Source organism: Streptomyces sp. NRRL B-1347 (assembly GCF_000720325.1).
GTDB lineage: Bacteria > Actinomycetota > Actinomycetes > Streptomycetales > Streptomycetaceae > Streptomyces.
In genome coordinates this window covers 195208-219622 of record NZ_JOJM01000007.1, presented here as the reverse complement: position 1 = coordinate 219622, position 24415 = coordinate 195208, and the positions used below count along the sequence as shown (strand labels likewise).

18 protein-coding genes are annotated in these 24415 nt (G+C 72.6%); 9 read left to right on the top strand and 9 right to left on the bottom strand.

What is annotated here, in order from left to right; genetic code table 11:
* Positions 1-90 precede the first annotated feature (90 nt).
* The 5 genes from IG74_RS0110440 (at position 91) to IG74_RS0110420 (ending at position 4900) form a co-directional block, all read left to right on the top strand.
* Positions 91-864, top strand: a complete 774-nt coding sequence (locus IG74_RS0110440; protein WP_030673323.1) for an MHYT domain-containing protein — start codon at positions 91-93, stop codon at positions 862-864.
* A 64-nt stretch (positions 865-928) separates the two neighbouring features.
* Positions 929-3442: a sensor histidine kinase gene (locus IG74_RS0110435; RefSeq protein ID WP_030673321.1), complete on the top strand. Its 2514-nt coding sequence runs from the start codon at positions 929-931 to the stop codon at positions 3440-3442.
* Entirely contained in the window at positions 3439-3873 is a 435-nt protein-coding gene (locus IG74_RS0110430) for a roadblock/LC7 domain-containing protein (RefSeq protein WP_030673318.1), read from the top strand. The genes IG74_RS0110435 and IG74_RS0110430 overlap by 4 nt, the downstream gene beginning before the upstream one ends.
* A gap of 18 nt (positions 3874-3891) precedes the next feature.
* A complete protein-coding gene (locus tag IG74_RS0110425; RefSeq protein WP_030673315.1) occupies positions 3892-4305 on the top strand; it encodes a DUF742 domain-containing protein in 414 nt (137 codons plus the stop codon).
* Positions 4286-4900: a GTP-binding protein gene (locus tag IG74_RS0110420; protein ID WP_030673312.1), complete on the top strand. Its 615-nt coding sequence runs from the start codon at positions 4286-4288 to the stop codon at positions 4898-4900. Before IG74_RS0110425 ends, IG74_RS0110420 begins: the two co-directional genes overlap by 20 nt.
* A 76-nt stretch (positions 4901-4976) precedes the next feature.
* Here IG74_RS0110420 and IG74_RS0110415 read toward each other — a convergent pair whose 3' ends face one another.
* Complete coding sequence (locus IG74_RS0110415; RefSeq protein ID WP_030673307.1) at positions 4977-5405, bottom strand: PPOX class F420-dependent oxidoreductase; 429 nt, start codon at positions 5403-5405, stop codon at positions 4977-4979.
* 93 nt (positions 5406-5498) lie between these two features.
* Here IG74_RS0110415 and IG74_RS0110410 point away from each other — a divergent pair, with 93 nt between their 5' ends.
* A complete protein-coding gene (locus IG74_RS0110410; RefSeq protein WP_030673304.1) occupies positions 5499-5912 on the top strand; it encodes a roadblock/LC7 domain-containing protein in 414 nt (137 codons plus the stop codon).
* Positions 5913-6055: 143 nt separating this feature from the next.
* Positions 6056-7051, top strand: coding sequence for a DUF6397 family protein (locus tag IG74_RS0110405; protein WP_030673301.1), 996 nt, complete (start codon positions 6056-6058; stop codon positions 7049-7051).
* A 34-nt stretch (positions 7052-7085) separates the two neighbouring features.
* Here IG74_RS0110405 and IG74_RS0110400 read toward each other — a convergent pair whose 3' ends face one another.
* From IG74_RS0110400 to IG74_RS0110390, 3 genes are all read right to left on the bottom strand, one after another.
* Positions 7086-7631, bottom strand: a complete 546-nt coding sequence (locus tag IG74_RS0110400; protein WP_030673300.1) for a tetratricopeptide repeat protein — start codon at positions 7629-7631, stop codon at positions 7086-7088.
* Between the two features lie 105 nt (positions 7632-7736).
* Complete coding sequence (locus IG74_RS0110395) at positions 7737-8636, bottom strand: acyl-CoA thioesterase (RefSeq protein ID WP_030673292.1); 900 nt, start codon at positions 8634-8636, stop codon at positions 7737-7739.
* 37 nt (positions 8637-8673) lie between these two features.
* On the bottom strand, positions 8674-11187 hold the full coding sequence (locus IG74_RS0110390; protein WP_030673290.1) for a DEAD/DEAH box helicase: 2514 nt from the start codon (positions 11185-11187) through the stop codon (positions 8674-8676).
* Between the two features lie 121 nt (positions 11188-11308).
* Between IG74_RS0110390 and IG74_RS0110385 the strand changes: the two genes are divergently transcribed.
* Complete coding sequence (locus IG74_RS0110385; RefSeq protein ID WP_030673288.1) at positions 11309-12103, top strand: metal-dependent hydrolase; 795 nt, start codon at positions 11309-11311, stop codon at positions 12101-12103.
* A 121-nt stretch (positions 12104-12224) separates the two neighbouring features.
* On the opposite strand, the gene IG74_RS45750 is transcribed toward IG74_RS0110385, so the two are convergent.
* The 3 genes from IG74_RS45750 to IG74_RS0110365 all read right to left on the bottom strand — a co-directional run bounded on the left by IG74_RS45750 (position 12225) and on the right by IG74_RS0110365 (position 18848).
* Entirely contained in the window at positions 12225-13727 is a 1503-nt protein-coding gene (locus IG74_RS45750) for an MFS transporter (RefSeq protein ID WP_051854757.1), read from the bottom strand.
* 1402 nt (positions 13728-15129) lie between these two features.
* Positions 15130-16911: an ABC transporter ATP-binding protein gene (locus IG74_RS0110370; protein WP_030673286.1), complete on the bottom strand. Its 1782-nt coding sequence runs from the start codon at positions 16909-16911 to the stop codon at positions 15130-15132.
* Positions 16908-18848 carry an ABC transporter transmembrane domain-containing protein gene (locus IG74_RS0110365; RefSeq protein WP_030673284.1) on the bottom strand — a complete coding sequence of 647 codons (1941 nt, stop codon included), beginning with the start codon at positions 18846-18848 and terminating at the stop codon, positions 16908-16910. Before IG74_RS0110365 ends, IG74_RS0110370 begins: the two co-directional genes overlap by 4 nt.
* Before the next feature lie 208 nt (positions 18849-19056).
* On the opposite strand from IG74_RS0110365, the gene IG74_RS0110360 reads away from it, so the two are divergent.
* Entirely contained in the window at positions 19057-19797 is a 741-nt protein-coding gene (locus tag IG74_RS0110360) for a L,D-transpeptidase family protein (protein ID WP_030673282.1), read from the top strand.
* Between the two features lie 49 nt (positions 19798-19846).
* On the opposite strand, the gene IG74_RS0110355 is transcribed toward IG74_RS0110360, so the two are convergent.
* Together IG74_RS0110355 and IG74_RS0110350 are read right to left on the bottom strand one after the other, a co-directional pair.
* Positions 19847-21289 (bottom strand): Gfo/Idh/MocA family protein, encoded by a 1443-nt coding sequence (locus IG74_RS0110355; RefSeq protein ID WP_030673280.1) that lies wholly within the window; start codon positions 21287-21289, stop codon positions 19847-19849.
* A 146-nt stretch (positions 21290-21435) separates the two neighbouring features.
* Entirely contained in the window at positions 21436-24378 is a 2943-nt protein-coding gene (locus tag IG74_RS0110350) for an FAD-binding and (Fe-S)-binding domain-containing protein (RefSeq protein WP_030673277.1), read from the bottom strand.
* Positions 24379-24415: the final 37 nt, after the last annotated feature.

Below are 24415 nucleotides of genomic sequence, written 5' to 3'. Positions count from 1 at the left end.
ATCGTTCAGGGACATCTCCCTGCCAGAACCCAGCAGCTTTCGAAATGCGCCCCCACCGCGCGCCCCCCGCGGGTCTAGCGTCCCTGGGCCATGGGACACCTGGACCACGCCACCTTCGGCTGGCTGACGCCCACGCTGTCGTACGCGATGGCGTGCGTCGGCGCCGCGCTCGGCCTGCAGTGCACCGTGCGTGCCCTGCGCACGACGGGACGCTCGCGGCGCAACTGGCTCCTCACCGCGGCATCGGCGATCGGCACCGGCATCTGGACGATGCACTTCGTCGCGATGCTCGGCTTCGGAGTCACCGGCACAGAGATCCACTACGACGTGCCGCTGACGCTCCTGAGCCTGCTCGTCGCCATGGCCGTCGTCGGCGCCGGAGTCTTCGCCGTCGGCTACGGCCGCGACCGCGGGCGCTCGCTCGCCCTCGGCGGCCTCACCACGGGGCTCGGCGTCGCGAGCATGCACTACCTGGGCATGGCCGCGCTGCGCCTCCACGGAGACGTCGACTACGACCCGGCCGTCGTCGCCCTGTCCGTGGTCATCGCCGTGGTCGCGGCGACCGCCGCTCTCTGGGCGGCGCTGAACATCAAGTCGACGCTCGCGGTGGCCGTCGCCTCCCTCGTCATGGGCGGCGCGGTGAGCAGCATGCACTACACCGGCATGCTCGCCGTGAGCGTGCGTGTCGCACCCTCAGGGGCGGCACTGCCCGGGGCCACGACGATGCAGTTCATCTTCCCCCTCGCCGTGGGCCTGGGCTCCTATCTGTTCCTGACCTCGGCGTTCGTCGCACTGTCCCCCAGCGCGGGCGAACGCGCGGCCTCCGCGTCGGCTCAACGCCCCGCCGAGCGCACCGCTCCGTAGCGGCGCCCGCGATCCGGCGACGAGCGGGCGGTACGCGTCCCCAACCCTTCCGAGCGAGGAGGCCATGCGCATACCCCGGAACACCCCCGACACCGGCACACCGGCCCGGGCCACCCCTGCGGCCCGCGGCCGCCGAGCGCACGCGGGCCCGCCCGCCGACGAAAGCGCGACCACGGAGGGCGAGACCCCTCCCACCGGAACAGTGCCCACCGACAACGGACTCCCGCGCGGGCGGCTGCGATGGTTCCGCCCCCGCACCGTGCGCGCCAAGGTCGTGTGCCTGCTGATGGTGCCGGTCGTGTCCCTCCTCGCCCTGTGGGCGTACGCGACCGTCAGCACCGCCCAGCACGTCGCCTCGCTGCGGCAGACCCAGCACGTCGACACCGCCGTGCGGGCCCCGGTCGCCGCGGCCGTCACCGCGCTCCAGGCCGAACGGGCCGCGGCCGTGCGCCACGCGACGAAACCCACCGCCGACCGGGCCGCCGCCCTGCGGAGACAGGCGGACCGGACCGACCGGGCCGTGGCGAAGCTGCGCCTCGGCAAGGACCACACGGTCGCCGACGGAGCGGGCCTGCCCGCGGGGGTAGGGAAGCGGCTCGAACAGTTCGCCACCGGCGCCGAGGGGCTGCGTACCGTGCGCGCGTCCGTCCTCGACCGCCGCACCGGGTGGGACGACGCCTTCGGGCAGTACACGAAGACCATCACGGCGGCCTTCGGAGTCCACGGTGCGCTGTCCGGCCTCCAAGGCGCCGAATCGGGCTCCCACGCGCGCGTGCTGCTCGAATTCTCCAGGGCGGGCGAAATGCTGGCGCGCGAGGACGTGTTGCTGGCCGGTGCCCGTCTCGCGGGCACTCTCGACGGAGAACGCCTGCGCCGGTTCACCGGGGCCGTGGACACCCGGCAGACCCTCACGGAGGCGGCCGTGGCGGATCTGCGCGGACCCGAACGTGCGGCCTGGCAGCGCCTCGCCAGGGAACGCGCGTACGCCGACGTCCGTGCCGTCGAGGACAAGGTGCTCGCCGCCCCGCCCGGCAAGAAGGCCCTGGAGGCCGCGCCCGCCCGCACCTGGGAGGCCGCCCACGCGACCGTGCGGGACACCCAGCGCACCCTCGCGGAGCGCGCGGCACGCGACGCAGCGGACCGTGCCGACCCGCTGACACGCGGCGTGTTCACCGTCGCGGGCGCCGCCGTGCTCTGCGGTCTCGCCGCCGTCGTGGCCTCGCTCGTGATCTCCGTACGCATCGGCCGGGGCCTCGTCGTCGAGCTCGTCGGACTGCGCAACCGCGCCCTGGAGATCGCGCGCCGCCAACTCCCGCACGCCATGCGGAGACTGCGCGCGGGCGAGGAGGTCGACGTCGAAGCCGAAGCCCCCGAAGGGCCGTCCGCGGAGGACGAGGCGGGACAGGTCGCGGAGGCCCTCGGCACGGTGCACCGCGCCGCGCTGCGTGCCGCCGTGGAGCGCGCGGAGCTGGCGAGCGGCATCTCCGGAGTCTTCGTGAACCTCGCACGGCGCAGCCAGGTGCTCGTCCACCGGCAGCTCAGCCTCCTGGACACGATGGAGAGACGGGCCGACGACCCGAACGAGCTCGGCGACCTCTTCCGGCTCGACCACCTCACGACCCGCATGCGCCGCCACGCCGAGAGCTTGATCATCCTCTCCGGGGCCGCGCCGGGCCGCGCCTGGCGCGTGCCGGTGCCCCTGACGAACGTCGTCCGCGCCGCGGTCTCCGAAATCGAGGACTACGCGCGCGTGGAGGTACGCCCACTGCCCGAGGCCTCCGTCGTGGGAGGTGCCGTCGCCGACCTCACCCATCTGCTGGCCGAACTGGTCGAGAACGCCGCCCAGTTCTCGCCCCCGCACACCAAGGTGCGGGTCACGGGCGAACCCGTGGGCAACGGCTACGCCCTGGAGGTCGAGGACAGGGGCCTCGGCATGAGCCCCGACGCCCTCGCTGAGGCCAACCGCCGGGTCGAGGAGTCCGAGGCGCTCGACCTGTTCGACAGCGACCAACTGGGCCTCTTCGTAGTGAGCAGGCTCGCCGCACGACACGGCATCAAGGTGCGCCTGCTCACCTCCCCGTACGGCGGCACGACCGCCGTGGTCCTGCTGCCCACCGCACTGCTCCAGGACGACGAATCCGCCCGCACGCCGAAGCGTGAACAAGGAGAGCGGCAAGAGGTGTTCGCGTCCGCCCGCATGCCCGCAGCGCCGACGCTGCACAGTGCCCCGCAGGGCGACCATCCAGCTCTGAGCCCGTCGCCCGCCGAGCGGCCCGCGCCGTCCCCTCCCGGCGTCACGGCACTGCGCCTGCGCAGGCCCGCGGACACGGCACCCGCCGGGGACGCGCCCGCCCCTGAGCCCGCCCCGCATCCGTCGGACGAACTGCCGCGCCGCGTACGCCAGGCGAGCCTCGCCCCACAGCTGCGGAAGCGCCCGCCCGCGACCGAGAGCCCCGGATCCGCCGACGACCGCAGCCCCGAGCACGTACGGAGTCAACTGGCCGCCTACCGGGCCGGCTGGGCCCGCGGCGGCGGGCGCCCACCCGGCAGCGACAGCAGCGAAGGAGACCCCGCATGATCCAGGAAACCGGCCTCACCGCGAACCGGTCCGGCGAACTCGACTGGCTCCTCGACGACCTGGTGGCACGCGTCGGCGACGTGCGGCACGCGGTCGTGCTGTCCAACGACGGACTCGCGGTCGGCGCCTCGACGGCCCTCACCCGCGAGGACGCCGAGCACCTGGCCGCCGTCGCCTCGGGGTTCCACAGCCTCGCGAAGGGTGCGGGACGGCACTTCGGAGCGGGCGGCGTGCGCCAGACGATGGTCGAGATGGACGACGCCTTCTTGTTCGTGGCCGCGGCGGGCGACGGCTCCTGCCTCGCCGTCCTCAGCACGGTCACCGCCGACATCGGCCTCGTCGCGTACGAGATGGCGCGCATGGTCAAGCGCGTGGGGGCGCATCTGACGACCCCCGCGCGCTTCTCCGAGCCGCCACCGAGCACCGGATGACCGAGGCGGCGAGAAGCGATGACCGACAACAGCGACGGCACCGAGCGACGGCACGGCAGCCAGTGGTACGACAGCGAGGCGGGGCCCCTGGTCCGTCCGTACGCGATGACGGGTGGACGCACCCGACCCGCGTCCAGCGGGGTGCGGTTCGACCTGATCGCCCTGGTCAGCCTCACCCAGGACGCCACACAGCCGGACGACGACGTGGCGCTCGGCCCCGAACACCGGGTGCTGCTCGACCTGTGCCGCGCCGAAACCCAGTCCGTCGCCGAACTCGCCGCCGGTGCCGACCTGCCCGTGGGCGTGGTCAGGGTGCTGCTCGGCGACCTCCTGGAGGGGGGCCGCGTTCAGGTGCGACGGCCCGTGCCGCCCGCCCAGCTACCTGACGAGACGATTCTGCGAGAGGTGATCGATGGGCTCCGAGCGCTCTGACGCCACGCCCGACGAGACCGTTGACGACACGGCCCTGGCGTTGAAGATCCTGGTCGCCGGAGGCTTCGGCGTGGGCAAGACCACCCTGGTCGGTGCCGTCAGCGAGATCCGGCCCCTGCGGACGGAGGAACTCCTTAGCGAGGCGGGGCAGTCGGTGGACGACACCGACGGCGTGGACCGCAAGGTCACGACCACGGTCGCGATGGACTTCGGCCGCATCACCATCAGATCCGGGCTCTCGCTGTACCTCTTCGGCACCCCGGGACAGGACCGCTTCTGGTTCCTGTGGGACGAGCTGTCACAGGGAGCCCTCGGCGCCGTGGTCCTCGCGGACACCCGGCGGCTCGAGGACTGCTTCCCCGCCGTGGACTACTTCGAGCACCGCGACATCCCTTTCGTCGTGGCGGTCAACTGCTTCGCGAACGCCCGGACGTACGGCGCGCACGAAGTGTCACGGGCCCTGGACCTCGACCGCGGCACGCCCGTGGTGCTGTGCGACGCCCGGGACCGGGACTCGGGAAAGGAGGTGCTGATCCGGCTTGTCGAGTACGCCGGGCGGCGGCATACCGCCCGGCTGCTCGACTCGGTGGGCTGACGGGCCGCCCGCCGGGCAGGTGAGGCGGCGGGGTCGTGCCGCAGCACACCGGCAACGCCGCGGACGGCGCACGCCGTCAGTCGGCGACGGCCCCTTGAGCGAGCACCTTGTCGATCCTCACCCGGACGAGGAGCTCGCCGGGCACGCCGTTGCGCGCGCCGAACTCCTCGGCCCGGTCCTCGCCCATGTAGCGCCCGCCGATGCGGGCCGCCCAGTGCCGCACCTGCTCCAGGTCCTCGGACAGCTCGGCCCTGCCCTGCAGGACGACGAAGGCGAACGGAGGCGCGTCGTCGTCGACGCACAGTGCCACACGCCCGTCGCGTGCGAGATTGCGCCCCTTGACAGTGTCCTTCCCGGTGTTGAACACCAGGTCGTCGCCGTCGAGGAGGAACCAGATCGGGGCCACGTGCGGGCTGCCGTCCGCACGGACGGTGGACAGCTTGGCCGTGCGGGTGCCCTGCGAGACGAAGGCCCGCCACTGCTCGTCAGTCATCTTCTGTGCCATGTCCCCATCATGCTTGCCGGGACGCCGGAGGTGGTGAAGGCTGGCAGGTCAGATCCTCCAGCCAGGGGGAGCGACACACGGGGAGAAGGGACCATGGCGCAGAACACGGGCCTGGGCTGGCTGCTCGACGACCTGACGAAGCGCGTGGAACACGTGCGGCACGCGCTGGTGCTGTCCAACGACGGCCTGGTGACGGGGGCGAGCTCGGACCTGCCGCGCGAGGACGCCGAGCACCTGGCGGCGGTGTCGTCCGGCCTGCACAGCCTGGCGAAGGGCTCAGGCCGCCACTTCCACGCGGGCAACGTACGCCAGACGATGATCGAGTTCGACGACGCCGTCCTGTTCGTGACCGCGGCGGGTGAGGGCAGCTGTCTGTGCGTCCTCAGCTCGGCGCAGGCCGACATAGGCCAGGTCGCGTACGAGATGACACTGCTGGTGAACCGCGTGGGGGAGCACCTGGGCGTAGACGCCCGGCATCCGGAGCGGACACCGGTCGTAGACCTCTGACCTGCACGTGAATTGCGGCTGACCAGTGTCTGACCTGCGCGAACACGGGCGCGGGCAGAGTTATCCACAGGCCGAGCGGGAGATGGGCCGCGCGGGCTACGGTTTTTCCCAGAAGCAGTGACCAAGCACGGGGGAGAACCGCCATGACTGGCGACACGCAGACCATTCCGCAACCCGCGTCCACCACACCCACGGAAGCGGCCGCGCCACCGACGACTCCGGCCGGCCGGTCGGCGCCGCTGGCGCGCAGCCGCGCCGCGCGGGAACTGGGCCTCAAGCGGGGCGAGTTCGAGCTGGCCGTGATGCTGGGCCGGGTCCGTACGGTCGCCGACCCCGCGGGCGTGCGCCGCCGGGTCAGCCGCGAGGAGATCGACCGCGTCCGCGAGACACCCGGCTTCCCGGAGTCCCTGCGCGAGGGCGTCAAGGCCGTGGGGACCGCCGAGGGCGCGGCCCTGCTGGACATCACCCAGGCCCGCTTCACCCGGCTCGCCCGCACGGGGGTGCTGACGCCGGTGAAGTTCTACTTGAACCGCTATCGAGCCGTCGTCTGGCTCTATCTGGCGGAAGAGCTGCGCGAGTTCGCCGCCTGCGAGGCCAACGCCCCGCTGCTCACCGGCCGTGCGCCGGACGCGATGCGGGCACAGCTGACGAGCGGCCTGGACCTGCGGGCGCGCAACTGGCGCCGTCGGCAGGTGGGCTTTCTGCTGCGGCAGTCGGAGGACCCGTGGGAGCGCGTCGCCGTGACGGCCTCCTTCCTGGACCCGATGAGCTTCGCGCAACTCGTCAGGGATCCGTACGAGCGGGCCTATCTGCACCGCCTCAGGCCCCAGCCGCTCACCCAGGCCGCCCCCGAATCCCCGACGACCCACATCGTCGAGCGGATCACCACCGCCGACGACCCCGATGAGATCTGCTGGCTGCGGGCCAATCTGAGCCTGGGTCTTGCGGAAGCGCGGCGGCACCGGCCCGCACCGCGGCCGGGCCGTCCGCCGATCACCCCCACCGCGCGCCCGCACCGCGCGTCGGAGCAGCCACCGGCACCCGCCGTCACCGAAGACGTGTCGGGAGCGGACGGGAAGGAGGAGCCTCGCGGGCTGCTGAGGTGGCTGCGCCGCAGGCGCGGCCGGCCGGAAGGCTGACCGCACAGCGGCGGTGCGAGGGCGGGCCGTGGCGCTAGACGGTCGCGTCGAGGTCCTTGGCGTAGTGCTCGATGGCGGGACGGTATGCGGCGACGTCCGGGTCCGGGCTGGTGGCGGCGAGCAGGTTCAGCAGGATCGTCATGGCGTCATGGGCCTGGCCGGTGTTGTACAGCGCCATGGCGAGGAAGGTCCGCAGCGCCGCGTCGTCGGGGTACTCCGCCACCGCGTCCCGCAGCGTGGCCACGGCCTCCGGGTACTTGCCGAGCACGCGGTACGTACTGCCGAGGCCGAGGAGCGCACCGCGGCGGTCCTCGTCGGACAGGCCGGGGCGCCGGATCGCGCGCACGTAGTGCGGCAGCGCCTCGGCTTCGAGGCCGAGCGTGTCGTGCACCCAGGCCGTCTGGTAGGCGACTTCGGGGTCGTCGGGGTGGCGCTCGCTCAGCGCGAGCAGGAGGGCGCGGGCCTCCTCACGGCTGCCGCTCTCCCGTAGCCGCACGGCCCGGGCGAGTGTCTCGTCCCGGCCGCTGCCCGCCTGGCCGTCCGTGCCACCGACCTGGCCCGCGCCGCTGCTGTCGATCATGTCGCGCTCCCGTCCCCGGCACCGTCCCCCCGCTTGAGGAGGCACCTGTGTCCCGTCGCCCGAACCGACCCTCCTGCCCCTCGGGGGCGGGGCCCGCTGCCGGACTCAGCCGTCCGACCGGCCACCCAGGTGGCGGGGCGCGTGCGGGCGGAACAGACCTTCCTGGACGACCGATACGAGCAGCCGTCCGTCACGATCGTAGATCCGCCCGCGCGCCAGGCCGCGGCCCCCCGTCGCGATCGGCGACTCCTGGTCGTACAGGAACCACTCGTCGGCCCGGAAGGGACGGTGGAACCACATGGCGTGGTCCAGCGAGGCCATGTCGAAGCCGCGCGGGCCCCACAGCGGCTCCACCGGAATGCGGACGGCGTCCAGGAGCGTCATGTCGCTCGCGTACGTGAGCGCGCAGGTGTGCACGAGCGGGTCGTCGCCCAGCGGGCCGACGGCACGCATCCACACCGCGCTGCGCGGTTCGGCGTCCTTGACCTCCTCGGCGGTCCAGCGCAGCCGGTCCACGTAGCGGATGTCGAAGGGCTGGCGCCGGGCCATGCGCTCCAGCTGCTCGGGGAGCGCGCCCAGATGCTCCTTGATCTCCTCGGCGACCGTCGGCAGCGACTCCGGGTCGGGGGCGTCGATGCGCGGCGGCAGCTGGTGTTCGAAAGCGCCCTGTTCGGCCTTGTGGAAGGAGGCGGTGAGGTTGAAGATCGTGCGGCCCTGCTGGACGGCCGTGACGCGGCGCGTGGTGAAGGAGCGCCCGTCACGGACCCGCTCGACCTGGTACACGATGGGCACGCCCGGGTGGCCCGGGCGCAGGAAGTACGCGTGCAGCGAGTGCACCGGCCTGTCGCCCTCCGTGGTGCGCCCGGCCGCGACCAGCGCCTGCCCGGCGACCTGCCCGCCGAAGACACGCTGCAAGGACTCCTGGGGACTGCGCCCGCGGAAGATGTTCACCTCGATCTGCTCGAGGTCCAGCAGGTCGACCAGTCGGTCCGCGGGGTTGTTCATGGGAAGTCCTCGACTTCTGTCCGGGAACGTGGGGAGCTCAGAGCTGGCCGACGTCCGTGACCCGGACGACGGCGCGGCCCTCCGCGTCCGAGGCCGCGAGATCGACCTCGGCGCTGATACCCCAGTCATGGTCGCCGTTGGGGTCGGCGAACGTCTGGCGGACGCGCCACAGACCGTGCTCGGGATCCTCCTCGATGCGCAACAGCTTGGGGCCGCGTGCGTCCGGGCCGGTGCCCAGGTCCTCGTACTCGTCCCAGTACTTGTCCATGGCCTCGCCCCACGCGTCCGCATCCCAGCCGGACTCGGCGTCCATCTCGCCCAGCTCGTCCACCTGGTCGAGGGCGGCGAGCTCGACGCGGCGGAAGAGCGCGTTGCGCACGAGCACGCGGAAGGCGCGGGCGTTGGCCGTGACCGGCTTGACCTCGTCGGCCTTCTCCTGCGCCTCCTCGGCCGTCATGACCTCCGGGTTGGCGAGCTGCTCCCACTCGTCCAGGAGGCTGGAGTCCACCTGGCGGACCATCTCGCCGAGCCAGGCGATCAGGTCCTCGAGGTCCTCGGACTTCAGGTCGTCCGGGATGGTGTGCTCCAGGGCCTTGTACGCGCTCGCCAGATAGCGGAGCACGATGCCCTCGGTGCGGGCGAGCTCATAGAAGGAGGTGAATTCGGTGAAGGACAGCGCCCGCTCGTACATGTCCCGGATCACGGACTTCGGGGACAGGGGATGGTCGCCGACCCACGGGTGGCTGGTGCGGTAGGTGTTGTACGCGTGGAAGAGGAGCTCCTCCAGCGGCTTGGGGTAGGTGATGTCCTGCAGCCGCTCCATCCGGTCCTCGTACTCGACGCCGTCGGCCTTCATCAGTGCCACGGCCTCACCGCGGGCCTTGTTCTGCTGGGCGGCGAGGATCTGGCGCGGGTCGTCGAGCGTGGACTCGACGACGGACACCATGTCGAGGGCGTACGACGGCGACTCGGGGTCGAGGAGCTCGAAGGCGGCGAGGGCGAAGGTGGACAGCGGCTGGTTGAGGGCGAAGTCCTGCTGGAGGTCGACGGTCAGGCGCACGATGCGGCCGGTGGCGTCCGGCTCGTCGAGCTTCTCCACGACACCGCCGTCGAGCAGCGAGCGGTAGATGGCGATGGCGCGGCGGATGTGGCGCAGCTGCTGCTTGCGCGGCTCGTGGTTGTCCTCGAGGAGGCGGCGCATCGCCTCGAAGGCGTTGCCTGGCCGGGCGATCACCGCGAGGAGCATGGTGTGGGTGACGCGGAAGCGGGAGGTCAGCGGCTCGGGATCGGAGCCGATGAGCTTCTCGAAGGTGTTCTCCGTCCAGCCCACGAAGCCCTCGGGCGCCTTCTTGCGCACCACCTTGCGCCGCTTCTTCGCGTCGTCGCCCGCCTTTGCGAGCGCCTTCTCGTTCTCGATGACGTGCTCGGGCGCCTGCGCCACCACGAAGCCCGCCGTGTCGAATCCCGCCCGCCCGGCGCGGCCCGCGATCTGGTGGAACTCACGGGCGCGCAGGGTGCGCACACGACTGCCGTCGTACTTGGTGAGCGCGGTGAACAGCACGGTGCGAATCGGCACGTTCACCCCGACGCCGAGCGTGTCGGTGCCGCAGATGACCTTCAGGAGGCCCGCCTGGGCGAGCTTCTCCACGAGACGCCGGTACTTGGGCAGCATCCCCGCGTGGTGGACGCCGATGCCGTGCCGCACGTACCGCGAGAGGTTGCGGCCGAACTTGGTGGTGAAGCGGAAATTGCCGATCAGCTCGGCGATCTGGTCCTTCTCGGCGCGCGTGCACATGTTGATGCTCATCAGCGACTGCGCCCGCTCCACGGCCTGGGCCTGCGTGAAGTGCACGATGTAGACCGGGGCCTGCTTGGTGTCGAGCAGCTCGGTGAGCGTCTCGGTGATGGGCGTGAGGCGGTACTCGTACGACAGCGGGACCGGGCGCGTCGCGGAGCGGACGACCGAGGTGGGACGGCCGGTGCGACGGGTGAGGTCCTTCTCGAACATGGCGACGTCGCCGAGCGTCGCGGACATGAGGATGAACTGCGCCTGAGGCAGTTCGAGCAGCGGGATCTGCCAGGCCCAGCCCCGGTCGGGCTCGGCGTAGAAGTGGAACTCGTCCATGACGACCTGGCCGATGTCGGCGTCCTTGCCGTCGCGCAGCGCGATGGAGGCGAGGACCTCGGCGGTGCAGCAGATGACGGGCGCGTCGGCGTTCACGGAGGCGTCGCCGGTGAGCATGCCGACGTTCTCGGTGCCGAAGAGCTTGCACAGCTCGAAGAACTTCTCCGACACCAGGGCCTTGATCGGGGCGGTGTAGAAGGTGACCTCGTCGCGCGCGAGGGCCGCGAAGTGCGCACCCGCCGCGATCATGCTCTTGCCGGAGCCGGTGGGTGTCGACACGATCACGTTCGCGCCGGACACGACCTCGATCAGAGCCTCCTCCTGGTGGGGATAGAGGGTGATGCCGCGCTCCTGGGCCCAGCCTTCAAAGGCTTCGTAGAGGGCATCGGGGTCGGCGTCCTGCGGCAGCTGATCGATAAGGGTCACACCCCCATCTTGCCTCCCCGCTGCCCGGATCAGGGAACCGGACGACCGCACGAAGATCATGAACGCTACGCTGGGTCGTCAACGGGGCATCGGGACAACGGAAATGGGGCGGGCGGCAGCAATGATGGGACCGGCACACTCACTGTCGGGGGCGGCGGCCTGGCTGGGGGTCGGCGCGGCCGCCACCGCCGCCGGGCACTCGATGCCCTGGCCGGTTCTGCTCGTCGGCGCCCTGATCTGTGCCGGGGCGGCGCTCGCCCCGGACCTCGACCACAGGTCGGCGACCATCTCGCGCGCCTTCGGTCCGGTCTCCCGCGGCCTGTGCGAGATCGTCGACAAGCTCTCGTACTCCGTCTACCGCGCCACGCGCAAGCCCGGCGATCCGCGCCGCTCCGGCGGGCACCGGACGCTCACCCACACCTGGGTGTGGGCCGTCCTGATCGGCGCGGGTTCGTCGGCGCTCGCGGTCTTCGGCGGCCGGTGGGCGGTGCTCGCCCTGCTCTTCGTGCACATGGTGCTCGCCATCGAAGGACTGCTGTGGCGGGCGGCGCGCGGGTCCAGCAGCGACGTGCTGGTGTGGCTGCTCGCCGCGACCAGTGCCTGGATCATGGCCGGAGTTCTGGACAAACCGGGCAATGGTTCGGACTGGCTGTTCACCGGGGACGGCCAGGAATATCTCTGGCTGGGGCTTCCGGTGGTGCTCGGCGCCCTGGTGCACGACATCGGGGACGCGCTGACCGTGTCCGGCTGCCCGATCCTGTGGCCCATCCCGATCGGCAGGAAGCGCTGGTACCCGATCGGGCCGCCGCGGGCGCTGCGGTTCCGCGCGGGGAGCTGGATCGAGCTGAAGGTGCTGATGCCGGTGTTCATGCTGCTCGGGGGAGCGGGCGGCGCGGTCGCGATGAACTTCATCTGAGACGGGGCCGACGGCGCGGCGGCCCGGCCCAGGCGCCGACAGCGGTGTCGTCGGGCGTCCGGTTCGCCGGGCGTCCCGCGCTGCGGCTGTGCGCGATCTGGGGCAGGGCCTGACTGTGGGCTCACGGCTCAGGTCCAGGTCCCGGCTCGGTGCTAGCCGCCGGCCTGTCCGACGGTGTGCTCCCGGGGTGTGCTCTCGCCGTCCATGCTCCGTGTGCCCGCCACACTCCGATCAGCAGGCACACCGCGCCACAGCCCGCCGCCGTGATCCGTAGCAGCGTGTCGGTCTGATCCGTGGCGGTTCCGGCGAGGCCCACGCCGAGGCCGGCGGCGACGGTGAGGGCGGTCTTGGTGACGCCGGAGGCCTCCCCGGCGCGGTCGGGGCTGATGACGGCCTGGGTGGCGATCAGGGTCAGCGAGTTGGCGACGCCGAGGACCGCGCCGCACGCGGTGGCGGTGGCGAGGAACGTCGGCAGCGAGGAGGCCACGGACAGCGAGCCGAGGGCGAGCGCCCCCGCGCCCAGACAGCTCAGCACGAGCGGCACCGCGGCCTGCGCCGGTGCGTGCCCGGCAAGCGGGCCCGCGAGCGCCAGGGCGAGGGCCGGGGCGAGGAAGGCCACGCCCGCCGAGGCCACCGAGAGGCCCCACTGCCCCTGGAGCGTGAGGGGGACGACGTAGAGGAACAGGACGGTCGCGGTGTTGGCGGCGGCCCCGGCGAGCGTGAGCGCCACGTACGGTCCGTTGCGGAACAGGCTGAGCCGCACCAGCGGCTGCGGGGCGGCCCTTTCGTGCCGTATGAACAGGAACAGCAGACCCGCCACGGCCAGGACCCCGCCGAGGGCCACGGGGCGGGGCAGGGCCGGGCCGCGGTCGATGAGGACGCCGAGCGCCGCGAGCGCGGCGGTCGCAGTGAGCAGACCCCGCAGGTCGACGATGCGGGCCGCGCCGACGTCGCGGCTCTCGGACGTGGTCTCCGACGTGCTCGCGGGTGTGCTCGCGGGTGTGCTCGCGGGCGGGCTCACGGACCTGCTCTCGGCCGTGCTGACGGACCTGCTCGCGGATGTGCTCTCAGCGGTGCGTGACGCGCAGAGCGCGCCGAGGGCGGCGAGCGGGACGTTGAGCCAGAAGAGCGCCCGCCAGGACACCGCCTCGGTGAGGGCGCCGCCGACGAACGGCCCGCAGGCGGTGGCGATGCCGCCGATGCCGAGGGCCCAGCCGGTGGCGCGGCCGCGCAGGTCGCTCGGGTAGACGTTGGTAAGGAGTGACAGACCGACCGGCATGATCAGTGCCGCTCCCGCGCCCTGCGCCACCCGGGCGCCGACGAGGACGGGCAGCGTCGCGGCCAGCGCGCACGCCAGGGAGGCGGCGCCGAACAGGGCGAGGCCTGCGACCAGGAGCCGCCGTCGCCCGTAGAGGTCGCCGAGGCGTCCGGTGCCGAGCATCAGCGTGCCGGTGGACAGCAGGTACGCGCTGATCACCCACTGGAGTCCGGACCCGTCGGCGTTCAGATCGCGGCCGATCCGCGCCAGCGCGAGGTTCAGGCCGAACGAATCGAGCTGGATGCAGAAGACACCCACGGACAGGGCGAGGAGAGCCTGCCTGCGCTCTCCGACCGATGCCGCCATGCTTCCCGCCCTCCTGCGAAAGCGCCGCCCGCTGCTCGCTGCTTGCCGCGCGTCGCCCGTCGTGGACACCGCCGTACGGACGTACGGCGGTGAAACCGCTGCTTGCGGAAGGGGAGTTGGCGCAGCCGGAGAGCGCCCCCGCGACAGGGCGCCGCTGCTGGAGATCCTGAGAACCGCAGATGCGGAGCGCGGCAGAACCAGGGAATCGGAGACTCGGGGAATGGAATACCCGGTGAATCGGAGACCAGGCGCCGAAGGACCGGTGCAAAGGTGAATCCGGAAAAGGTGAATCCGGAAAGGCCGAGAGCTGGAGCGCTGCAGAACCGGAGCGTTGGAGAACCCGAGGAGTGAAGAAACCGAGGAGTGGAGAACCTGAGAGCCGGAGAATCCAAGAGCCGGAGAATCCAAGAGCCGGTGAAAGGCGCGCAGGCGCTGAAAGAGCGGCGCGGGCGCCGAAAGGGGAGCCGCCGCCCTCTGGAGTCGCTCGAACGAACGACTGAAGCAGCATCACCGTAACTGACAAGGATTCACTTGCCAACCCCTTCGTGTATGCGGTCACACATCCACGGAATCGGCGCAAATCGACATCCCCCGTATCGCGAAGGCCACGATTCGGCCATCAAATGCGGGATCGCGAAGGAAGGGCCGACGGCCGTCGAAGCCATGGGGTGCACCGTCGCCGAGGCCCGCGACCGGCACCTGGCCACGCGTGACGGCGGGCGTGACGACGGGCCGCGTACGTGCCGCCCGTACCCGGCCGGGCCTGGGATATTGCGGCGGCAAGCCGGAGGATTCCACCTCATCGGCCCGGCGGCCTGAATCGGACCCCGGGGTGTTGGCTGCTGTTCGACCTCCTGTTAGTACTTTCATGCCGCATAAGAGGGGTGGTTGTCGGGCGTTTCTCGCGCGCCTGTCGAAGGGTTCCGGTAGCGGACTTCCGGAATGGTTCCAGTCGGTGCGACACCGCTATGGCGCACGAGCGCGACGAATCCGCGGCCGACCTCCGAAATGATCCTCGACACAGGAAGTTCTCGCACTTCTCCCCACCGGACCGGGCGGATGTGATGTCGTTGAAAGCGCAGGAACCCGCGCTGGCCGCGAGGCCGTGGCGGGTGCTGCGGAACAAACGCTTCCGCGGGTCGCGAACGCGACGGCCCGTGGCTTCGTGCGGCGGCCCGCGGACGCGGGCACGACGGCCTGAGACCGGTCCGCCCGCTCCTCTACCTCCCCCGGGAGGAGCGGGCGGACCCCCGCCGCGACAGCGGCCCCGGTGACCGCGTACGGGTCGGCGACTCCCATGACCATGTCGAGGGGCCGTGCCGCGCGCGGCACGGCCGAGGAGGGGAGGACGGGGGCCCGGTGCGCACCGGGCCCCCGCCCAGCCGTCGCCGCCGCGCCCCCGTCACCCGTGCCAGGACTTCCACAGCGCCGCGTACGCCCCCTGGGCGCGCACCAGCTCGTCGTGGCTGCCGAGTTCGCTGATGCGGCCGCTCTCCACCACCGCGATGACGTCGGCGTCGTGCGCGGTGTGCAGGCGGTGCGCGATGGCGACCACCGTGCGGCCCTCCAGGACCCGGGACAGCGAGCGCTCCAGGTGCCGGGCCGCCCGCGGGTCGAGGAGCGAGGTCGCCTCGTCAAGGACCAGCGTGTGCGGGTCGGCGAGGACGAGCCGGGCCAGGGCGACCTGCTGCGCCTGCGCGGGCGTCAGGCTCAGACCGCCCGAGCCGACCTCCGTGTCCAGGCCCTGGTCGAGGTCCCCGGCCCAGGTGTGCGCGTCGACCGCGCCGAGGGCCGCCCACAGCTCGGCGTCCTCGGCGCCCGCCCTGGCGAGGAGCAGGTTGTCGCGCAGGGAGCCCACGAACACGTGGTGCTCCTGGTTGACGAGCGCCACGTGCGCGCGTACGCCCTCCGCGGGCATCCGCGCCAGTTCGGCGCCGCCGAGCGTCACCCGGCCCGTACGCGGACCGTAGATCCCGGCGAGCAGCCTGCCGAGCGTGGACTTGCCCGCGCCGGACGGGCCGACGAGCGCCACCCGCGAGCCGGGCGCGACGGCCAGCGACACCTCGCGCAGCACGTCGACGTCCTTGCGGTAGCCGAAGTGCACGTCGTCCGCGAGGACCTCGCGCCCGTCGGGCACCACGCCCGCGTCACCGGCGTCCGGCTCGATGTCGCGCACGCCCACGAGCCGGGCCAGCGAGACCCCCGCCACCTGAAGCTCGTCGTACCAGCGCAGGACGATGCCGATCGGGTCGACGAGCATCTGCGCGATCAGCGTGCCGGTCGTCAGCTGGCCCACGCCGATCCAGCCCTGCAGCACGAACCAGCCGCCGATCATCAGCACCGAGAAGAGGACGGTGACGTGCGTGGCGCTGACGACGGGGAAGAGGACCGACCGCAGATAGAGCGTGTAGCGCTCCCAGGCCGTCCACTCCTTGATGCGCCGCTCCGACTGCTCGACGCGGCGCGCGCCGAGCCGGTGCGCCTCCACGGTGCGGCCCGCGTCGACGGTCTCGGCGAGCGCGGTGGCCACGGCGGCGTACCCCGCGGCCTCCGAACGGTACGCGGACGGCGCCCGCTTGAAGTACCAGCGGCAGCCGACGACGAGCAGCGGCACGGCGAAGAGCAGCGCGGGTGCGAGCGGCGGCGCGGCCACGGTGAGCCCGCCGACGAGCAGCACCAGCCAGACCACGCCGATGGCCAGTTGCGGCACGGCCTCGCGCATGGCGTTGGCGAGCCGGTCGACGTCCGTGGTGATGCGTGACAGCAGGTCACCGGTCCCCGCCCGCTCCAGGACGCCCGGCGGCAGTCCGACGGACCGGACGAGGAAGTCCTCCCGCAGGTCCGCGAGCATCCGCTCGCCGAGCATCGCGCCGCGCAGCCGCACCTGGTGCACGAAGACGGCCTGCACGACGAGCGCGAGCACGAACAGGCCCACGGTGCGCTCCAGATGGAGCTCCCGCGCGTCGTCCGACACGCCCTCGACGAGGCCGCCGAGCAGATAGGGGCCCACCATCGAAGCGGTTACGGCGAGCGTGTTCACCACGACCAGCAGGACGAAGGCCTTGCGGTGCCTGCGCAGCAGCTCGCGCACATAGGTGCGTACGGTCGCGGGGGCGCCGACGGGCAGCGTCTCCGCCGTGGTCGGGGCCGCCGGGTCGTACTCCGGCGGCGCCAGGCCGATCATGCCGTCTCCTCGATGTCGATGGTGTTCACGCGGGCTCGCGGCGCGGCGGGGCCCGAGCCGTCGTCGGCCGGACGGTGCCCGGCCCGCACGGCCGCCGCTCCTTCGGCCGTCTCCTCGTCCGTCTCCCGTGTCACGACCGCCCGGTACTTCGGCTGCGTGACCACGAGTTCGCGGTGCACGCCGACGGCGGCGACCTCGCCTTCGTGCAGGAACACGACGCGGTCGGCGCGGTCCAGGAGCAGCGGCGACGAGGTGAGGACCACCGTCGTACGGCCCGCGCGCAGCTCGCGCAGGCCGTCCGCGATCCGGGCCTCGGTGTGGGAGTCGACGGCGGACGTCGGCTCGTCGAGGACCAGCGCCTCCGGGTCGGTGACCAGCGACCGCGCGAGCGCCAGGCGCTGGCGCTGGCCGCCGGACAGGGACCGGCCGCGCTCGGTGAGGTGCGCGGCCATCGGATCGTCGGCCACGGAGCCCTGCACCAGCGCGTCGAGGACGTCGGCGCACTGCGCGGCGGCGAGCGCCCGCCCCGGACCGACCGCCCCGGACGACGGTACGTCCAGCAGCGACCGCAGCGTTCCGGAGAGCAGCACCGGGTCCTTGTCCTGGACGAGGACGGCGGTGCGGGCGGTGTCGAGCGGCAGACCGTCGAGGGGTACGCCGCCGAGGCGCACCGACGGCAGGTCCGTCTCGAAGGCCGGGTGCCCGCCGAGGCGTTCGGCGAGCCGCCCGGCCGCGTCCGGGTCGCCGCAGACGACGGCCGTGAACCGTCCGGCCGGGGCGAGCAGGCCCGTGGCCGGGTCGTAGAGGTCTCCGGCGGGTGCCACGGGTTCTCCGGCGGGTGCCACCGGTTCTCCGGCGGGTGCCATTGGCTCTCCGGCAGGGTCCGCCGCCTCTCCGGTGGACGTCGCGGACGAGCCCTTTTCCGTCCCCTCGGCCCCCGTCGTACGCTCCAGCGACAGCACCCGGGCCGCCCGCTTCGCGGAGGGCCGCGAGAAGGAGTACGCCATGGCGATCTCCTCGAAGTGCCGCAGCGGGTAGTTGAGCAGCATCACCGCGCTGTAGACGGTGACGAGTTCGCCGACCGTGACGCGGCCCTCGCGGGCCAGGTGCACGCCGTGCCAGACGAGCCCGATCAGCAGGAGGCCGGGCAGCAGGACCTGGACGGCGGAGATCACCGCCCACATGCGCGCGCTGCGCACGGCGGCGACCCGCACCTCCTGCGAGGCGTGGCGGTAGCGCTCCAGGAAGAGCTCCTCGCCGCCGATGCCGCGCAGCACCCGGAGCCCGGCGACGGTGTCCGACGCGAGCTCGGTGGCCCGTCCGGCCTTCTCGCGCTGGTGGTCGGCGCGGCGGGTGGCGCGGGGCAGCAGCGGCAGCACGGCGAGCGCGAGCACCGGGATGCCGACGGCGACGACGACGCCGAGCGCGGGCTGGTAGACGACCAGGCCCACGCAGACGACGAGGACGGCCACGGCCGCCGCCGCGAACCGCGACAGGGCCTCCACGAACCAGCCGATCTTCTCCACGTCCCCGGTGGACACCGCGACGACCTCACCGGCGGCGACCCGCCGGGTGAGGGCCGCGCCGAGCCGTGCGGTCCTACGGGCGAGCAGCTGCTGCACACGGGCCGCCGCGGTGATCCAGTTGGTGACGGCGGTGCGGTGGAGCATCGTGTCGCCGCCCGCGACGGCGAGCCCCGCGAGCAGGATGCCGCCGCCGGCGAGGGCGAGCCGTGCGCCCGAGCCGTCGATCACCGCCTGCACGGCGAGGCCGACCATGTAGGGCAGCGCGGCGATGCCGAGGAAGTGCAGCAGACCCCAGCCCAGGGACTTCAGCTGGCCGCCCAGCTGGTTGCGGCCGAGCCACAGCAGGAAGCGAGGGCCGGAGCGGGCGTCGGGTTCGCCCGGATCGGCGTACGGAAGATCGCGAATGTGCATGGGATCCCAGCTTCGGTGCGGTACGCGTGGCGATGACTGACACGTGCCGGAGGACGTGGCGAACGCGGTAACAAACCGTGCAAGGTTCGCCTCGCACGGTGGCCCGAAGCAAACGATTTTCCGGTGTCCGGCAAAGAGTCGGCCATTCCTGCGGGCGGGACGGGGGCGTCGTCGAGGTGCTCCGGAAGCCGGTGCGACCATGGAGCGCATGCGTATAGCCGGTGTGGTGCGAACGGTGGCCGCGGCCGCCGCCTGCTCAGTCGTCCTGACGTCCTGCGGCGGCTCGGGCGACGACGGGGGCGACGGAGGCGACGCGGCGCACTCCGCGCAGGGTGGCGGCCGTGGTGCGGCCAAGGACGCCGCCGAGCTCAAGCGCATCCCCGACGTCGGCGACCGGCTGCAGTCCCGCATCCCGAAGAACGCCCGCCAGGTCGTCGCCGTCTACGGCGAGGACAAGGACTCGGCGAAGGCCACCGTCGTCCTGTACACCAAGGCGGGAGCCACCTGGAAGAAGGCGCGGAGCTGGCCCGCCCACAACGGCAAGAAGGGCTGGACCCCGGACCACCGCGAGGGCGACAAGCGCAGCCCGGTGGGCGTGTTCACGCTCAGCGACGCGGGCGGTGTCCTCGCCGACCCCGGCGCGCGGCTCCCGTACACGCGGACGGCGTCCCTCCAGGCCCCGCACTACTGGCCCAAGACGCACTGGCACGACTTCGACTACGTCATCGCGATCGACTACAACCGCGTCAAGGGCACCCCGCCGAACGACCCGACGCGCCCGCAGGGCCAGTCCAAGGGCGGCAGCATCTGGCTGCACATGGACCACGGCAGCGGCACGTCGGGCTGTGTGAGCCTGTCGAAGTCCGGCATGGAGCACCTGCTGCGCACCCTGGACCCGCAGCGGCACCCGGTGGTGGTGATGGGGGACAGGGCGGCCCTCAAGTCCTGAGAGCCGCCCTTACAAGGCCCCGCTACGAGGCCCCGCTACAAGGCCCCGCTCACGCCTCCTTCGGCTTCTCCGAGTCCAGGCCCGGCCGCGCCTTCCGCCACAGGCCCCGGGTGAAGTCCGGGATCTCCTGCGGCGCGCCCTTCGCCTTGATGGAGGCGTGGCTCAGCGGCACCGGCGCGGTCCACGTCGCCGCGTCGTACACGTCGAAGTCGGGGACGAGGCCGAGCCGCATGCACTGCATCAGGCGGAACACCAGGAGGTAGTCCATGCCGCCGTGCCCGCCCGGCGGGTTGGCGTGTTCCTTCCACAGCCAGTGGTCGAACTCCGCGGCGTACTTGGAGAAGTCGCCCCACCGGTCGTCGGTGTGGTCCGGCTCGATGTAGATGCGGGCCGGGTAGTCCTCGAAGACACCCTTGGTGCCGCCGAGGCTGTTGACGCGGCTGTAGGGGTGCGGGGTCGAGACGTCGTGCTCCAGGCGGATGACCCGGCCCTTGGCAGTCTGCACCAGGCTGATGGTCCGGTCGCTCTCGATGTACGTCTCCTTCCAGCTCGGGTCGCCCGGCGGCATGTGCGCCTTGCGGTACTCGGCGAGGCCGAGGGCGGGCGTGCCGAAGCTGGAGATGTGCGTGGCGCGGTCGCCGCGGTTGACGTCCATGTAGTTGGCGGTGGGGCCGAAGCCGTGGTTGGGGTACAGGTCGCCGCGCAGCCGCGTGTGCCACAGGCGCCGCCACGGGCCCTCGTAGTAGGTGGGGTCGAACATCAGCTGGCGCAGGTCGTGGTTGTAGGCGCCCGCCGCGTGCAGCAGGTCGCCGAACTTGCCCGCGTGCGCCATGCGCAGCACGCGCATCTCGTTCTTGCCGTAACAGCAGTTCTCCAGCTGCATGCAGTGTCTGCGGGTGCGTTCGGACAGGTCGACGAGTTCCCACAGGTGATCGAGGCGCAGCGCGAGCGGACACTCGACGCCGACGTGCTTGCCGTTGAGCATGGCCGCCTTGGCCATTTCGTAGTGCCAGTCCCACGGCGTCGCCACGTACACGAAGTCGACGTCGCCGCGCGCGCAGAGCTTCTCGAAGTCGTTGTCTCCGTTGGTGTACGTCGCCGGGGCGGGCTGGCCCGCGGCGACGACCTTCTTCGCGGCCGCCGCGGTCTTGTCCTTGGCCGGGTCGCAGAGCGCGACGACCCGCACGCCCGGCTGCGCGAGGAACAGGTCGATCATGCCGCCGCCGCGGTTGCCGAGGCCGACGATGCCGACGCGGACGGTGGACCGTCCCTCGAAGGGGACGCCGATCATGGTCTTGCCCTTGCGGGCGGGCGTGGGCGCGGCGGCCGGGCCTTCGGCCGCCTCGCGCGTACCTGCCTGGGCGGTACCGCCGCCCGCGAACGTGCCGAGCCCGAGCCCGGCCCCCGCGATTCCGGCCGTGCGCAGGACCGCGCGCCGGGAGTGACCGTCGGTGGATTCGTCAGGTGCCGGTGTCGCGTTCTCGTCGTGCATCGGACCTCCGTCGTCACAGTGCCATGTCACTGGGCGGGGCCCACCTTGATGGCGGTGCGCACGGGACGCAAGGGGCAGCGGTGGCCGAGGGCTTGGACTTTTCTCCACCGGGGCGACGGAGGGGCCGGGGCGACGAAGGGGCGCGGTCAGGGCCGCGTGGCCCGCTCCAGGTCCAGCAGGACCGAGCGGTACGCCCGGCCCGTGGCCTGTTCCATGCCCACCTCGCACATCCGGTTGGCCGAGAGGTACGCGTCGTAGGGCCGGGAGGCGACCTCCGCAGCCTCCGCGCGGGTGGCGGACTCGCTCAGCTCGGGGTGCAGCATGCCCCGGTCCCCGGCGAAGGCGCAGCAGCCCGCGTCGTCCGGCACGACCACCTCGTCCGCGCAGGCCTCGGCGACGGCCCGCAGCTGCGGCTCGTCGCCCAAGTGCCGCATGGAGCAGGTGGGGTGGAGCACGGCGGAGCCCACGGTCCGGTGGACGGTCAGGTGCGGGAGCAGCTCCTCGGCGGCCCAGACGACGGAGTCGACGACGGTCAGCTCCTCGTGCAGGGCGCGGTTGTCGGCCGTCAGATACGGCACCACCTCGTGGGCGATGCCGAGCGTGCAGGACGAGGCGTCCACCACGAGCGGCAGCGCGCCGCCCGCCGTCCAGCCCCAGGCGGCTTCGACGACGCGGTTCGCCATCACGCGGTTCCCGGTCTCGTAGCCCTTGGAGTGCCAGATCGTCGCGCAGCACGTCCCGGCCACGTCGTCCGGAATCCACACGGGCCTGCCCGCGCGCGCCGACACGGCGACGACGGCCTGCGCCAGGGGCACCGCGCCGGGCCCGGCGAAGATGCGGTTCACACACGCCGGGTAGTAGACGGCGGCGGCGCCCACGCGCGCGGTGCGCGGGAGGCGCCGGGCGGCCGCGCCCGGCAGGCGGGGCAGCCACTCGGGCACCAGATCGGGGCGCACGGCCCTGCGGGCGGCGCGGGTCACGGCGGTCAGGAGCCGGTCGCCGGTCCGCTCGCCGGCCACCGCGCGGACCGTCGCGGCGGCGGCGAGCGCGAGCCGCGCCGACGCCTCGACCTCCTTGAACCGGCGCGCGGTGAGCGCCGCGACGCGCTCCTCGCGCGGCGAGTGGCGGGCGTGCCGGAAGGACTTCATCAGGGCGCCGGTGTCGATGCCGACGGGGCAGGCCAGCTTGCACGTCGAGTCGCCCGCGCAGGTGTCGACCGCGTCGTACCCGTACGCCGCGACGAGGCCGTCCTCGACGCCGGAGCCCGGGGGCTGGCGCATCATCTCCCGGCGCAGCACGATGCGCTGGCGCGGCGTGGTCGTCAGGTCCTCGCTCGGGCAGGTCGGTTCGCAGAAGCCGCACTCGATGCAGGGGTCGGCGATCAGCTCCACCTTGGGGATCGTCTTCAGGCCCCGCAGATGTGCTTTGGGGTCACGGTCCAGGACGACGCGCGGCGCAAGGACGCCGTCCGGGTCGATGACCTGCTTGGTGCGCCACATCAACTCCGTTGCCTTCGGCCCCCATTCGAGCTCCAGGAACGGGGCGATGTTTCGGCCCGTGGCGTGCTCGGCCTTGAGGGAGCCGTCGAAGCGCTCCACGGTGAGGCGGCAGAAGTCGTCCATGAACGCGGCGTACCGCGCCACGTCCGCGGGCTCCGCCGCGTCGAAGGCGAGCAGGAAGTGCAGATTGCCGTGCGCGGCGTGCCCGGCGACGGCCGCGTCGAAGCCGTGCCGCGTCTGCAGGTCGAGCAGCGCCTCGCAGGCGTCCGCGAGACGCGCGGGCGGCACCGCGAAGTCCTCGGTGATGAGCGTGGTCCCGGCGGGCCGCGAACCGCCGACGGCCGTCACGAACGCCTTGCGGGCCTTCCAGTAGCCGGCGATCACCCCCGGGTCCCGCGTGAACGCGTTCGTCACCGACGCGACCGGGGCGACGAGTGCGAGGCCCTTCATCACCTCGGCGGCCGCCGTCTCGTACGCCTCCTGGCGCGCCTCGTCCGGAGCGCGGAACTCCACCAGGAGCGCCGCCGTGTCCTTGGCCAGTCCCGCCCAGTCGGCCGGGACGCCCGGCACGCGCACGGACGCGCGCAGCGTGTTGCCGTCCATCAGCTCCACGGCCCGCGCCCCGGCGTCGTTGAACAGCGGCACGGCGGCGGCAGCGGCGGGCAGCGTGGGGAAGAACAGCAGGGCGCTCGACACGCATCGGTCGAGGGGCAGTGTGTCGAAGACGACCTCGGAGATGAACCCGAAGGTGCCCTCGGAGCCGACCATGAGGCCGCGCAGGATCTGCACGGGCGTCGCGCCGTCGAGGAACGCGTCCAGGCGGTAGCCGTTGGTGTTCTTGATCTCGTACTTGGCCCGGATGCGGGCCGTGAGCGCGGGATCCGCCTCGATCTCGCGCTTGATGTCGAGCAGGCCCGCGCACAGGGCCGGTTCGGCGTGCGCGAGGAGCGCGTCGGCGTCCGGCTCCGCGGTGTCGACGGCGGTGCCGGACGGCAGGACGAAGGCCAGGGACGCCACCGTGCGGTAGGAGTTGCGGGTGGTGCCCGCCGTCATGCCGGAGGCGTTGTTCGCCACCACGCCGCCGATGGTGCAGGCGATCGCGCTCGCCGGGTCCGGGCCGAGGACGCGGCCGTGGCGCGCGAGCGTGGCGTTGGCGCGCACCACTGTCGTGCCGGGGCCGATCCGTGCCCGCGCCCCGCCGTCGAGCACCTCGATCCCCGCCCAGTGCCTGCGCACGTCGACGAGGATGTCCTCGCCCTGCGCCTGTCCGTTGAGCGAGGTGCCGGCCGCCCGGAAGACGACCTCGCGGCCCTTGCCGTGGGCGTACGACAGGACGGTGGACACGTCGTCGATGTCCTCGGCGATGACCACGACGCGCGGCACGAAGCGGTAGGGGCTGGCGTCCGACGCGTACCGGACGAGGTCGGAGACGTGCGTGAGGACCTTGTCGGCGCCCAGGAGCGCGACGAGGTCGCCGCGCAGCGGCTCCGGGGTGCCGCCCGCCCGCTCCTCCGGGACCCGGTCGGGTGACGGCGTGCGGCCGTTCGGGGCGGGGCGCAGTGCTTCGGGATCGGGCTCCAGCAGGGGCATGGCCTCTCCTCGGCGTCGTCGGCTGCGGCCACCCACC

Coding starts and splice junctions, on each gene's coding strand:
- IG74_RS0110440 (WP_030673323.1), top strand. CDS start 91: ATGGGACACCTGGACCACGCCACCTTCGGCTGGCTGACGCCCACGCTG.
- IG74_RS0110435 (WP_030673321.1), top strand. CDS start 929: ATGCGCATACCCCGGAACACCCCCGACACCGGCACACCGGCCCGGGCC.
- IG74_RS0110430 (WP_030673318.1), top strand. CDS start 3,439: ATGATCCAGGAAACCGGCCTCACCGCGAACCGGTCCGGCGAACTCGAC.
- IG74_RS0110425 (WP_030673315.1), top strand. CDS start 3,892: ATGACCGACAACAGCGACGGCACCGAGCGACGGCACGGCAGCCAGTGG.
- IG74_RS0110420 (WP_030673312.1), top strand. CDS start 4,286: ATGGGCTCCGAGCGCTCTGACGCCACGCCCGACGAGACCGTTGACGAC.
- IG74_RS0110415 (WP_030673307.1), bottom strand. CDS start 5,405: ATGGCACAGAAGATGACTGACGAGCAGTGGCGGGCCTTCGTCTCGCAG.
- IG74_RS0110410 (WP_030673304.1), top strand. CDS start 5,499: ATGGCGCAGAACACGGGCCTGGGCTGGCTGCTCGACGACCTGACGAAG.
- IG74_RS0110405 (WP_030673301.1), top strand. CDS start 6,056: ATGACTGGCGACACGCAGACCATTCCGCAACCCGCGTCCACCACACCC.
- IG74_RS0110400 (WP_030673300.1), bottom strand. CDS start 7,631: ATGATCGACAGCAGCGGCGCGGGCCAGGTCGGTGGCACGGACGGCCAG.
- IG74_RS0110395 (WP_030673292.1), bottom strand. CDS start 8,636: ATGAACAACCCCGCGGACCGACTGGTCGACCTGCTGGACCTCGAGCAG.
- IG74_RS0110385 (WP_030673288.1), top strand. CDS start 11,309: ATGATGGGACCGGCACACTCACTGTCGGGGGCGGCGGCCTGGCTGGGG.
- IG74_RS45750 (WP_051854757.1), bottom strand. CDS start 13,727: ATGGCGGCATCGGTCGGAGAGCGCAGGCAGGCTCTCCTCGCCCTGTCC.
- IG74_RS0110370 (WP_030673286.1), bottom strand. CDS start 16,911: ATGATCGGCCTGGCGCCGCCGGAGTACGACCCGGCGGCCCCGACCACG.
- IG74_RS0110365 (WP_030673284.1), bottom strand. CDS start 18,848: ATGCACATTCGCGATCTTCCGTACGCCGATCCGGGCGAACCCGACGCC.
- IG74_RS0110360 (WP_030673282.1), top strand. CDS start 19,057: ATGCGTATAGCCGGTGTGGTGCGAACGGTGGCCGCGGCCGCCGCCTGC.
- IG74_RS0110355 (WP_030673280.1), bottom strand. CDS start 21,289: ATGCACGACGAGAACGCGACACCGGCACCTGACGAATCCACCGACGGT.
- IG74_RS0110350 (WP_030673277.1), bottom strand. CDS start 24,378: ATGCCCCTGCTGGAGCCCGATCCCGAAGCACTGCGCCCCGCCCCGAAC.